The organism is Streptomyces sp. DT190, assembly GCF_049846985.1.
Lineage (GTDB): Bacteria > Actinomycetota > Actinomycetes > Streptomycetales > Streptomycetaceae > Streptomyces.
Genome location: NZ_JBNCNM010000001.1, coordinates 673,316 through 685,706 on the forward strand (window position 1 = coordinate 673,316; position 12,391 = coordinate 685,706).

A 12,391-nucleotide genomic window follows, 5' to 3' on the forward strand; every position below is an offset into this window, starting at 1 on the left:
ACTGTGACGTGGTGGAAGCCTCAATCCAGACTCTCCTGGCCCGGCTTGTGAAGGGGCCTGCTTTTCTGCTGCTCGGGCAGTCGCTGGAGTCCCATGAGGGAGTTGCGGGTGCCCAAGGTCCGCAGGTGCCGAGTACGGTGGCGAGCCTCGGACATGATCCGTCCGCCGCATACGAGCAATTCAACAACCGCGTCACCACCGAACCCGTTCCCGAGTGGCTCTCCGACATTGCCGGGTATCCGTGGAACGGGGTGTTCACGTCCCGCGTCGACTCGTCGTTGAGTGAACTGTTCAGCCGTGACTGGCGCCGCGTAGTGCCCACTGCCCAGGCACAGCTTGGCAGACATCCGCGTAGCACCACAGAACTCCAGCTTCGTCATCTCTTCGGTGGGCTGGGACTTCCTGAAGATGAGCGACCGCCCATGGACGTGATCCAGGAGGTTGAGATCCGTGGGCGAGCCGTTGAATCGCTGAACACCCTGGCCGACACGCTCGTCACACCACGTGGTGTGGTAGTCGTAGAGGGCTACGGTACCGACGACTGGCTGACCCCCCAGGACCTATTCGCCTTCGTCCGCCGCCTACAGCCGGGCCAGGCTCACATGTTCTCCGTGTCCGACGCGGTGCGCGAGAACCCCTTCATCGCGGCCGCGGTCACCCGAGAGGTTCTCGTCCTTCACGAGGAGTCGTTTGCCACGCTGTTGTCGGAGTTGGAGGAGAACGGACGGTTCCAGCGCTCCGCAGCTGGGCGCGGTCTGTCGGGGCAGCGGGTCATCCCGGTCCGCGACTCCTTCGTCGAAGTCGACGTAAGCACGTGGAACCGGGTGATCGGTGCTGCTCGGCCCGTGGACACCGATCTGCTGGAACCTTTCCCGTCCTCGTCCAGCGCGATGCGGTACCAGCGGTTCCGCAATTTCCTGGGCGCGAGTGAAGGCACCCCACCCTGGAAGGCGATTGCCAGCGAGTACCACCTCCGCCGCGACTTCGAGGAGCCATTGCTCCGTCGGGTCCGTGCGGGCTTGGACGAACTGTCGCCCCCCGAGCCGATAGTTGTCGCGGGGCAGACGGCAACGGGCAAGTCGGTTGCTCTGTGCGCCCTGGCGCTCCATGTCGCCAGGTCGGGTCAGGGGGCCGTCCTCCATACGTCCCGTCGAAGCGACCGTCCGACACTAGCTGACATCGACGCTTTCGCCTCCTGGGCAGACGAGTACCACGGTGTCCCCACTTTGCTTGTCTGGGACGGAATGGTCAGTACGGACGAGTACTACGCGCTGCAGCGGCAGCTGCGCTCGCGAGGACGCCGGGTTCTGATTGTCGGCAGCAGCTATCTCCAGCCCGGACAGATCAAGAAGCGTGTCCACAAGAATGTCATCCAGGTCGAGTCGGATCTGAGCTCGAGCGAGCTGGAACGTGTTAGGGAGTGGTTGCCCAGGTTCGGCGTCCCCGTCCCCGGCGACTTGGGCGAGACCGTGGATTCCTCGTTCCTCGCCTTCTTGTACCGGATCCTGCCCGATACGGAGCGCGGCCTCCGGCGTGGTCTGTCGATGGAGATGCGGGCAGCCGAAACGGGCCTGGAGAGGCTGGTCAAGTCCGCCAAGCGCTCCAATCGGACTCATCTGACAGCGATGGCACAGGCGCTCGCCGCCGCCGGCTTCATCGTCGGCGACCTCGTGCCGTCGGAGCGGCCGCACGGTGAACTCGTCGACTTGTCCTTCGCGGAACGCAGCTCGACGGAAAAGCTGACCTCCATGATCCTCGTTGGTGGACGCCGAGGCCTTCTCGTTCCGCTGGAGCTTCCTCTGCGCGTTCTCGGGCAAGACGGATCCAGCAGCATCGTCGAGCTTGTGAAGAATTTCGACATCTTCCGCTGGACGGACAACGACAGCGGAAACCAGTACTTGGGGACGCGGACCCAACTCGAGGCCGAACTGCTCGCCAAGGAGGATCTGAACGTCCGCGCCGAGGTCGAGGTTATCGTTCAGATCATCGAGAATCTCCGCCCGGCACTGAACCGTTGGGGTGGCGAAGAAGTCCAATACATCGTTGATCTCATGGAACGGATCGGGCCCAAGTCCCGTCTGCCGGAATACAAGCCTCATTATCTCGATTTTGCTGACGCCTTCAGGCAGCTGCGCGAGAGCCTCGGCCGCACCCATCATCGGCTCGTACTGCTGGAGGCGACCCTCACCCGCGAGTACGTGCACTGGGCCCAAAGGGGTAAGAGGTGCGCCTACGACGAACGGATCCGCCTCCTCAGAGACGTTGAGCAGTTGGTACAGAGGACGCTGGAAGAGGCCGATGCCGCTCCACGGTCACGTCTGAACCTCCTCGTCGAACTGGCCAGTACCGCTGGTGCTCAGGTGTTCGAGATGTCGCAGGTGGGCGTCAGTAAGGACGCCGCAAGCATTGAAGAACTCATGCGTGGCGTCATGCGCGCCGCCTTGGCCGCGAGGGCGTTCGACCCGGAGAACGTCTACCCGGTAGATGTCGTGGCCTGGACGACGCGGCAAGCGGTGGAAAGCGGCGTTCTCACGGAGAAGCTCAAGATCGACCTGCTGGCCAACGCTCAGGCCTCGCTTGACTCGATCGATCCCGCGACGCTGAGTCCGGAACAGCGTGCGACGTATGATCAGCGGAACCTCGAAATGTCGCGCATGCTCAGGGATCCGGCTCTCGAAGTGAAGCACCTGGCGGCGCTGTCGGAGAACTCCGACCCGGCGGCATACTACTTCCTCGCGCTGGCAGCGATGAGAGGCGGGCTGGAGGGAATGAAAGTCGCCGTCGAGACCCTACGCCGCGCGCCTACGGAAGTGCGTGCCGACTGGCGCTGCTCCCGGCTGCTGTTGGACCTCTTCTGGGAACTGAAGACGGGCAGGCGCTTCCTCCGAGGTGAGCGCGAGGTGCTCGCCTTCAAGGCCAGTGACTGGGAAGAATGCCTGCGGGTGGCGGATGCCATTCCCGAGGCCGGTGGGTTCGACCGATACCGTTTGGATTTCCTGCGAGGCCTGAGTCTTTTCCACTTGGGCTCCTATCGTCGGGCGGATGAAGTCTTCCGCGCGCTTGACCGTGAGTCGCATGACCTGTCTTCGCGTGTGGTCGCCACGTACCTGCTCTCCAGCCCGGAAGGAAGCGCTTGCGTGTTCACCGGGCGCGTCACCTGGGCGACCGCGGACGGCAGGAAGGGGACGGTATGGGTGGATCAACTGGGCACCGAAGTAGCTTTCATCCCTCAGCGATTCTCGGTGTCCGACTACCGGAAGAAGGGAGACGTCCTGCCCTCCTTCCATATCGCTTTCAATATGCGTGGCGCGCTGGCGGATCCGATTCGCGCGAGCCATCGAGCGGAGCGGAGGGCCCCCGGTGCTCAGTGAGGTGCTGGAGTTCCGGCGCGCCTGCCGGGACTTGTCGGACTGGAGAAGGATCTGTGCGGGCGAGGCGCTCCTGCCGCCGGATGAGCAGTCGTGGCCGAACGCGGTGCGAACCGAAGCGGAATTTGATGCCCTGGTCTCGGCTGCTTACAAACTTTGGCGTGAGAGTTGGAAGCTGGACATTGGATTCCTGCTCGCTCAACGAGGGAATGACCGTCCGGCTCGGCAGTTCGATGAGCTTGTTTATCATCTACGGACAGCGAGCCAGCACACGGACAACAGCGATTCGGTGGCGCGCCGCAGTGTCTGGATCAGCGAGGCATGTGGCGGCCGGATGCCAGAAGGTGTCGAGGACTGGGAACGCTGCGGCCGGTCCCTCATGACGGAGATCAGTGCTGCCATAGCCTGCCTGACCAAACTCGCGTCAGCAGGGCGCAACAACAGGACATTTCGGCAGGCCTGGCAGGCGAAGGTCTCGGAGAGCGTCCCGTCCATTGTGGCGCAAGTGGCCGATGACCTGGGTTTGCGTTTGAGTGAGAGATCCCAGGCTTACCACGTGAGGGAAGTCGACCGACAATGGAGTCGTTATCGCCTCAGGCGCGGTGAAACGGCTTCCGTGGTGATCGCCTCCCTCGCTGAACGCAGTCTCGTCGGAAAAGTAGATGCATTACCGTGCAATTATGATCTGGTTCTCGATGAGCTGCGCATCCTGGGCACCGCCCACGCGGCTCCCGCTCTTCGGCTGGCGCACGCTGTCGCCGAGATCTCAGGTGCCAAGGGAGAGACGTATCTGAAGCAGGTCAAAACCATATGGGCATCGTTGCGTATGGGTACCCTCGCCTGATCGACGGCGCTTGGACATGTGATGAACTGGGACGCGGTCCGAAAATCCGTCCGTCCCGGGAGCCCTGTTGATCCTCAGCTACCGCCAGCCCGGAGTCGTCCTCACCGACCGGCGCTTCACCGTGCCCCTCGACCACGACCACCCCGAGGGCGAGACGATCGAGCTGTACGCCCGCGAGGTCGTCGCCGGAGAGAAGGCGCGCCAGGAGCTGCCCTGGCTGCTCTTCCTCCAGGGCGGACCCGGCTTCGGCGCGGACCGGTCCGTCGGCCGGCCCGGGTGGCTGGGCAGGGCGCTGAAGGAGTACCGCGTGCTCCTGCTGGACCAGCGCGGCACCGGCCACTCCACGCCCGCCAACCGGCAGACGCTGCCGCTGCGCGGCGGTCCCGCCGAGCAGGCCGACTACCTCACCCGCTTCCGCGCCGACTCCATCGTCCGCGACTGCGAGGCCATCCGCGCCGAGGTCACCGGCGGCGCGCCCTGGACCGTCCTCGGCCAGAGCTTCGGCGGCTTCTGCGTGACCAGCTACCTCTCCCTCGCCCCCGAGGGCCTGGCCACCGCCGTGATCACCGGCGGGCTGCCCGCCCTGGACGCCCACGCCGACGACGTCTACCGGGCCGCCTTCCCGCGGGTCGAACGCAAGGTCGCCGCCCACTACGCCCGCTATCCGCAGGACGTCGAGCGCGCCCGCCGCATCGCCGACCACCTGCTCACCCACGACGTGGTCCTGCCGAGCGGCTACCGGCTCACCGTCGAGGCCTTCCAGTCCCTCGGCATCGTCCTCGGCACCGGCGACGGTACGCACCGCCTCCACCACCTCCTGGAGGACGCCTTCGTCCGCACCCCGCAGGGCCTCACGCTCTCCGACTCCTTCCAGGAGCAGGTGCAGGGCATGCTCTCCTACGCCCGGCACCCGCTGTACGCCCTGATCCACGAGTCGATCTACGGCCAGGACGCCCGGCCCACGGCCTGGTCGGCCGAGCGGGTCCGCGCCGAGTTCCCGCGGTTCGACGCCGCCAAGGCACTCGCGGGCGACGAACCGGTGCTGTTCACCGGAGAATCGATTCACCCCTGGATGTTCGACTGCGACCCGGCCCTGCGCCCGCTGCGCGAGACCGCCGACCTGCTCGCGGACCGCACCGACTGGACGCCGCTGTACGACCCCGCGCGCCTCGCCGCCAACGACGTACCGGTCGCCGCCGCCGTCTACCACGACGACATGTACGTCGACACCGCGCACTCCCTGCGCACCGCGCGGGCGGTCCGCGGCCTGCGCACCTGGGTCACCGACGAGTTCGAGCACGACGGCGTGCGCACCGGCGGTCCCCGGGTCCTGGACCGGCTGCTGGCCCTCGCGCGTGACGAGGCGTGATGTCGGCGCCGCGGACTAGTCTGCCGACATGACGGAGCCGACGAGCACTCAACTCCAGCCCATGCCGGGCGATTGGCGACGCGCCCTGGCGGTCGTGGCCCACCCGGACGACCTCGAGTACGGCTGTTCAGCGGCGATCGCGGCCTGGACCGACGAGGGCCGCGAGATCGCCTACGTCCTCGTCACCCGCGGCGAGGCGGGCATCGACACGATCGCACCGGAGCAGTGCGGCCCGCTGCGCGAGCGGGAGCAGCGGGCGAGCGCGGCGGTGGTCGGCGTGAGCGAGGTGGAGTTCCTCGACCACCGGGACGGCGTCATCGAGTACGGCCCCGCCCTGCGCCGCGACATCGCCGCCGCCATCCGCCGGCACCGGCCCGAGCTGGTCATCACGCTCAACCACCGGGACACCTGGGGCGGCGTCGCCTGGAACACCCCCGACCACGTCGCCGTCGGCCGGGCCACGCTGGACGCGGCCGGCGACGCCGGCAACCGCTGGATCTTTCCGGAACTCCTCACCGAGCAGGGCCTCGAACCCTGGGACGGCGTGCGCTGGGTCGCCGTCGCCGGTTCCAGCACCCCCACCCACGCCGTGGACGCGACGCCCGGCATGGAGCGCGCGGTGCGCTCGCTGCTGGAACACCGCACGTACATCGAGGTGCTGACCGACGAGGACCCCGAGACGTACGTCCGCGGCTTCCTGACGCAGCACGCCGAGGCGACGGGGGAGCGGTTCGGGGGCCGGCCGGCGGTGGCGTTCGAACTGTTCGCCAGATGAACCGAGTCGGCCATGACGGGGAGACGGGGAGACAGGGAGTCGTGGAGACGGGGGAGACCATGACGGGCAGTGAGGAACTGGCCGGCCGGTTCGAGGAGCACCGGGGCCGGCTGGAGGCCGTCGCGTACCGCATGCTGGGTTCGCTCAGCGAGGCGGAGGATGCCGTGCAGGAGACCTGGCTGAAGCTCAGCCGCTCCGACCCGGACGAGATCCGCAATCTCGGCGGCTGGCTCACCACCGTGACCGGCCGGGTCTGCCTGGACCTGCTGCGCTCGCGCGCCGCGCGCCGCGAGGAGCCGATGGACGACACCGGCGGCGCGTTCGTCCCCGACCCCGTGCTCCGGCCCCTGCCGCACGCCGACCCGGCGGAGTCGGTGCTCCGGGACGACTCCGTGGGCCTGGCGCTGCTCGTCGTCCTGGAGAACCTGGCGCCCGACGAGCGGCTCGCGTTCGTGCTGCACGACCTGTTCGCCGTGCCGTTCGACGACATCGCGCCCGTCGTGGAGCGCAGCCCGGCCGCGGCCCGGCAACTGGCCAGCCGCGCCCGGCGCCGGGTGCGCGGTGCCACGCCGTCCACCGAACCGGACCTAGGACGGCAGCGGGAGGTGCTCGACGCCTTCCTCGCGGCCTCCCGCGCCGGGGACTTCGAGTCGCTGGTGGCACTGCTGCACCCGGACGTGGTGCTGCGGGCCGACTCGGGCGTGCTGGTGCGGGGCGCGGCCGCGTCCAAGGTCGTCCAGGGGGCGAAGGCGGTCGCGGAGCAGGCGCTGATGTTCGCCCGGTTCTCGCAGGCCGCGGAGCCGGTGCTGGTCAACGGCTCGGTCGGATTGGCCGACGCGACCGGGGGACAGCTGCGGTCGGTCATGGGCGTCACGATCACGGACGGCCGTGTCACCGGCCTGTACATCCTCGCCGACCCCGAGCGGCTGGCTCGGCTGGAGGCACCCGGGCGCGGGCAGTGAACGGGGCGACGACAGCCGGCGGCGGGTGATCGGTCGTTTCGTATGCTGAACGGTATGCGAGATGATCAACCCGCGCGGGCGGACCTGCGCGGCGACTGCGAGCGGTGCTTCGGACTGTGCTGCGTCGCCCTGCCCTTCGCCGCCTCGGCCGACTTCGCGGTCTCCAAGGACGCCGGCACGCCCTGCCGCAACCTCCGGGACGACCACCGCTGCGGCATCCACGCCACACTGCGGCAGAAAGGATTCACCGGCTGCACGGTCTACGACTGCTTCGGGGCCGGGCAGCGGGTCTCGCAGGTCACCTTCGGCGGGCGGGGCTGGCGCGGCGGACCGCCGGACGAGGCCCGCCGCATGTTCGACGTCTTCCCGGTCGTCCGTCAGCTGCACGAGCTGCTGTGGTACCTGACCGAGGCACTGACCCTGCCCGCCGCCCGCCCCCTCCACCCCGGACTGCGCACCGCGCTGGAGCGGACCGAGGAGCTGGCCGGCGGCACCCCCGGGGAGCTCGCCGCGCTGGACGTGGGCGCGCACCGCCAGGCGGTCGACGTCCTGCTGCTGCGGACCAGTGAGCTGGTCCGGGCCGGCACCAAGGGCCGCAGGAAGGACCGCCGGGGCCAGGACCTGATCGGCGCCCGCCTCCGGGCCGCCGACCTGCGGGGCGCCACGCTCCGCGGCGCCTGCCTCATCGCCGCCGACCTCACCGGCGCCGACCTGCGCGGCGCGGATCTGATCGGCGCCGACCTGCGCGACACGAACCTCACGGACGCCGACCTGACCGGGGCGTTCTTCCTCACCCAGCCGCAGCTCAACGCGGCGCGCGGCAGCGCCGGGACCCGGCTGCCGGAGTCAGTCACCCGCCCCGGGCACTGGACGGCGCGGCTCTGAGACCGGCTCCCGCACCGGCGTCCGGCGCTCCGGGCGCAGCCGCAGGCCCTCGGGCATCAGCGTCAGCCGTTCCGTGACGCGCAGCCGGTAGGCCGGGTCGGGCCGCAGCTCGTAGCGGCGCAGCAGCAGGCCCAGCACCAACGTCGCCTCGTGCAGGGCGAACTGGCGCCCGATGCACGCCCGCGCCCCGGTCCCGAACGGCTTGAACGCGTGCGGGGGCCGGGCCCGTACGGCCTGCGCCTCGAAGCGGTCCGGGTCGAACCGCTCGGCGTCCGCGCCCCACACCTCCGGGTCCCGGTGCAGCATCGGCGTCAGCACCAGGGCCCACGCCCCGCGCCGCATCGGGTGCTCCCCGGCCAGCACGGTGTCCTCCCGGGCCTCCCGGGCGAAGGCCGGCGCGGTGGGCCACAGCCGCAGCGACTCGTCCAGCACCCGGCGGACGTAACGCAGCCGGGCCACCTGCTCGTAGGCCGGTTCCCCCGCGCCGCCCCAGACCCGGTCCACCTCGGCGCGGGCCCGGTCGGCGACCTCGGGGTGGCGGGAGAGGTAGTGCAGGGCGAACGAGAGCGCGCCGGACGTCGTCTCGTGGCCGGCGACCAGGAAGGTGATCACCTGGCGGCGGACGTTGTGGTCCGCCAGCCGCTCCCCGGTGACGGGGTGGGCCGTCTCCAGCATCCGGTCGAGCAGGTCACCGGCCCCGCCGCCCCCGGCCCGCCGGGCCCGGACCAATGCGTCGACCGTGGCGTCGAGGTGGGCAATGTCGGCCGCGTTGCGCCGGCTCGCACCCCGCAGCAGCAGGGGGGCCAGCGGGGAGGGCACGGTGTTCAGCCGCTGCGCGTAGGTCAGGGTGCCGACCATCGCGGTCACGAAGGGGTGCGGCCGGGACCGTTCGAACGAGCCGAAGTCGTGCCCGAAGCCGGTGCGCGCGATCGTCTCCAGCGTCAGCTTGGTCATGTCGCCCGGCACGTCCACGGTGCGCCCCGCGGAGGCAGCGCGGTCCCAGTGCTCGGTCAGCCGCCGCGCCACGGACAGCATCATCGGGTGGTAGCCGGCCATGGCCTCCCGGCTGAACCCCGGTGCGAGCACGTCGTGCGCCAGCTGCCAGTTCGGTTCGTGGTTGTACGCCGTGAACAGGCCGTCCCCGGCCACCGGCCGCAGATTGGCGACGCCCAGCCCGACGTGCTTGGCGAACCGCGACTCGTCCGCGAGGTCGGCCGTGTGCCGGGCGCCCCAGACGAACACGAACTCCTTGCCGAAGGCCCTGCGCCGGAAGACGGGACCCAGTTGCCGGGCGTAGCGGAGCGAGTCCTGCACGGGCGTACGCCGGCTCGCGCCCACCACGTCACCGAGCAGCGGGATCCGGTGCGGCGGGTGCGGGATGCGGTCCAGCTCCGGCCAGCCCAGCTCCGCACTGCGGAAACCCTTGGGCTGCTCCGCCCGGGTCGGCGCCTGGGTCATGACGCGATCTCCCCTCGGTTCGACGGCGGCTGCGCATGTGTTGTACGTGGGTTCAATAGCGCGGCTCAGTCTGGTCCCGTTGTTGAACCGGCGTCAAGTAAAGTGCGGGCATGGCCGCGAACCAGGGCGGGCGCACGCGCCGCCGGCTCAGCACCGAGGAGCGCCGGGAGCAACTGCTCTCGGTCGGGGCGCGGCTGTTCTCGGACAACCCCTACGACGACGTGTGGATCGAGCAGGTCGCCGAGATCGCCGGGGTGTCACGCGGGCTGCTGTACCACTACTTCCCGACCAAGCGGGACTTCTTCGCCGCGGTCGTCGAACGCGAGAGCGAGCGGATGCTCCGTATGACGGCGGCGGTGCCCGGCGTCCCGGTGCGGGCGCAGCTCGCGGCCGGTCTCGACGCCTATCTGGAGTACGTGCAGGCCCATGCGCACGGCTACCGGGCCTTCCACCGCGCCGACGCGGCCGGGGACCGGGCGGTGCGGCGCGTCTACCGGCAGGCCCTGGCCGCACAGGAACGGCAGATCCTCGCCGCGCTCGCCGCGGACCCCGAGTTCGGCCCCGCCGCCGGGGAGCGGCCGGAGGTGCGGCTGGCGGTGCGCGGGTGGCTCGCCTTCACCACGTCCGTGTGCCTGGAGTGGCTGCGGGACGCGGAGTTGAGCCGGGATCAGGTGCGCGAGCTGTGCGCACGCGCGCTGCTGGGCGTCCTCACGCCCTGAGAAGTCCCGCAAAGATCGCGTGCCCTGGTTGGCGCGCACCCCGATCTTCGGTAGGTTAGGCAAGGCTTACCTAAGGAGGTCTGGGATGGGTGACGACAGCCACAGCTGGACGGCGGCCCCCGCCGCGGCGGAACGGGCGCGCTCGGTGCTCGCCGCCGCGTGGTCGTGCTCGGTGACCGCGGAGGGCACGCGCGAGGAGCTGGTCGGCGCGCACACGGTGGCCGCGGACGGCCGGCTGACGGTGACCGTGCCCGAGGACAGCGCCCTGCTCGGGGCCGCGATCTGCGCGCCCCGCGGCGAGCCGTCCGCGGTGCTGGAGTTCGCCGACGTCGCCCCCGTCCCGCTGCGCAGCCGGATCCGCGCCCGGCTGTGGCTCGCCGGCTGGTTCGCCGTCGAGGAGGACCGGCTCGCCTTCACCCCCACGCGTGTGGTGCTGCGCCGGCCCTCGGGAGCCGTGGTCGTGGACCTCGACGAGTTCGCCGCGGCCGAGCCCGATCCGCTCACCACGGCCGAGGCCCGGCTGCTGACCCACCTCGCCGACTGCCACGCCGACGCCGTCGAGCGGCTCACCCGGCTCGTCGAGCCCGACAGCCTGCACGGCGCGGTCCGCGTCCAGCCCCTCGCCGTCGACCGGCACGGGCTGACGCTGCGCATCGAATGCGCCCGCGCCCACGGTGACGTACGTCTGGCGTTCCACCGGCCCGCCGACGACGTCGCGCAGCTCACCGAGCGGATGCACGTGCTGCTCAGCCAGGCGGCCGCCGCCTCCTGCCCCCGGGCGCTACAGCGGCAGCGCACAGACGGCGACCGGTGAGGCGAACGGCGCGCCCGCGGACCGCAGGGCGCCGCTCTCCTCGTCCACGTGGAAGACGCTGACGGTGGAGGACTTCTGGTTCGCCGCGAACAGCAGCGTGCCCTCGGGGGAGAAGGCGATCTGGCGCGGGAAGTCCCCCGCCACGGGCACGGTGTCCAGCAGCCTGAGCCGGGCACCGTCCTCCTCGACGGCATAACGGGTGAGGCTGTTGTGGCCGCGGTTGGCGAGGTACGCGTACCGGCCGTTGCCGGTCACCAGGAGCTGCGCGGGGTAGTTCGTGCCCGGACCCGTGCCCGTGGACTGCGCCTCACCGACGCGCAGCCGGCCGGACGCCGGGTCGTAGGAGCAGACGGCGACCGTGTCGTCGACCTCGCCGGCGAGGTAGGCGTACCGGCCGCCCGGGTGGAACGTGAGATGCCGCGGCCCGGCGCCCGGCCGCGTCCGTGCCCGGGAGACCTCGGTGAGCGTGCCGGCCTTCTCGTCCAGCCGGTACGTGTAGACGGTGTCCGTGCCCAGGTCGACGGCGAGCACATGGCGGCCGTCGGGACTCGTGACGAACTGGTGGGCGTGCGGCCCGTCCTGGCCCGGGCCGGGCGGCGGGGCGGAGTGCCGCACGAGGCCGGTGCGCTCGCCCAGCGCCCCCGAGGCGTCGATGGGGTGCACGGCCACGCTGCCCGACCCGTAGTTCGCGCTGAGCAGCCAGCGGCCGCCCGGATGCACCGACAGATGGCAGGGCGCCGCCCCGCCGGTGCTCCGGCTGCCCAGCACCTTGCGGTCGGACAGCCGGACGGCGGTCACGGCCCCGTCCTCCCGCTCGTCGACCGCGTACAGCGTGCGCCGGTCCGGGTGGACGGCGAGGTACGACGGGTCGCCGACGCCGCCGATCGTGCCCGCGCCGGTGATCCGGCCCGTCGCCGGGTCGTACGTCGCCAGGCCGATGCCCTTGCCGCCGCCCTCGGCGGAGGTGTAGGTGCCGAGGTACAGGGGCCGGGGCCCGGAGGGGCGCCGGGCCTGCCGGGACGGGCCGGTGCCCTCCTCGGCCGAGGGCGTCGCGGTCGTGGCGGGCGCCGGTGCGCCGTCACAGGCCGGCAGCGCCGCCGCGGCGGCCCCGCCGGCCAGCGCGCCGACGAACCGGCGCCTGCTCCAGCCACTGCTCATGTCGCCCCTCAGGTCGTCACTCGTCCCCGTCGCGGACAG

General features: G+C 70.6%; 9 protein-coding genes and 2 pseudogenes. 9 read left to right on the top strand and 2 right to left on the bottom strand.

What is annotated here, in order from left to right:
• Positions 1 to 11: 11 nt before the first annotated feature.
• The 7 genes and pseudogenes from ACPXCS_RS02860 to ACPXCS_RS02890 all read left to right on the top strand — a co-directional run.
• Entirely contained in the window at positions 12 to 3,371 is a 3,360-nt protein-coding gene (locus ACPXCS_RS02860) for a hypothetical protein (protein WP_425946323.1), read from the top strand.
• The gene (locus tag ACPXCS_RS02865; protein WP_425946324.1) at positions 3,361 to 4,212 is read left to right on the top strand and encodes a hypothetical protein; all 852 of its coding nucleotides are present in this window, start codon (positions 3,361 to 3,363) and stop codon (positions 4,210 to 4,212) included. Before ACPXCS_RS02860 ends, ACPXCS_RS02865 begins: the two co-directional genes overlap by 11 nt.
• A 67-nt stretch (positions 4,213 to 4,279) precedes the next feature.
• Positions 4,280 to 5,581, top strand: coding sequence for an alpha/beta fold hydrolase (locus tag ACPXCS_RS02870; RefSeq protein ID WP_425946325.1), 1,302 nt, complete (start codon positions 4,280 to 4,282; stop codon positions 5,579 to 5,581).
• 28 nt (positions 5,582 to 5,609) lie between these two features.
• Positions 5,610 to 6,356: a PIG-L deacetylase family protein gene (locus ACPXCS_RS02875; RefSeq protein WP_425946326.1), complete on the top strand. Its 747-nt coding sequence runs from the start codon at positions 5,610 to 5,612 to the stop codon at positions 6,354 to 6,356.
• A 59-nt stretch (positions 6,357 to 6,415) separates the two neighbouring features.
• Positions 6,416 to 7,318 (top strand): RNA polymerase sigma factor SigJ, encoded by a 903-nt coding sequence (sigJ, locus tag ACPXCS_RS02880; protein WP_425946327.1) that lies wholly within the window; start codon positions 6,416 to 6,418, stop codon positions 7,316 to 7,318.
• A 606-nt stretch (positions 7,319 to 7,924) separates the two neighbouring features.
• Positions 7,925 to 8,032: pseudogene (locus ACPXCS_RS02885) on the top strand (pentapeptide repeat-containing protein); the annotation flags it as partial.
• 21 nt (positions 8,033 to 8,053) lie between these two features.
• A pseudogene (locus ACPXCS_RS02890) lies at positions 8,054 to 8,203 on the top strand (pentapeptide repeat-containing protein); the annotation flags it as partial.
• Here ACPXCS_RS02890 and ACPXCS_RS02895 read toward each other — a convergent pair.
• Positions 8,165 to 9,661: a cytochrome P450 gene (locus ACPXCS_RS02895; protein ID WP_425946328.1), complete on the bottom strand. Its 1,497-nt coding sequence runs from the start codon at positions 9,659 to 9,661 to the stop codon at positions 8,165 to 8,167. The pseudogene ACPXCS_RS02890 and the gene ACPXCS_RS02895 sit on opposite strands and share 39 nt — an antisense overlap.
• A 110-nt stretch (positions 9,662 to 9,771) precedes the next feature.
• On the opposite strand from ACPXCS_RS02895, the gene ACPXCS_RS02900 reads away from it, so the two are divergent.
• Positions 9,772 to 10,380, top strand: a complete 609-nt coding sequence (locus ACPXCS_RS02900) for a TetR/AcrR family transcriptional regulator (protein WP_425946329.1) — start codon at positions 9,772 to 9,774, stop codon at positions 10,378 to 10,380.
• Between the two features lie 85 nt (positions 10,381 to 10,465).
• Entirely contained in the window at positions 10,466 to 11,194 is a 729-nt protein-coding gene (locus tag ACPXCS_RS02905; RefSeq protein ID WP_425946330.1) for a DUF2470 domain-containing protein, read from the top strand.
• Here ACPXCS_RS02905 and ACPXCS_RS02910 read toward each other — a convergent pair.
• On the bottom strand, positions 11,162 to 12,352 hold the full coding sequence (locus tag ACPXCS_RS02910; RefSeq protein ID WP_425946331.1) for a lactonase family protein: 1,191 nt from the start codon (positions 12,350 to 12,352) through the stop codon (positions 11,162 to 11,164). The two genes, ACPXCS_RS02905 and ACPXCS_RS02910, sit on opposite strands and share 33 nt — an antisense overlap.
• Positions 12,353 to 12,391 lie beyond the last annotated feature (39 nt).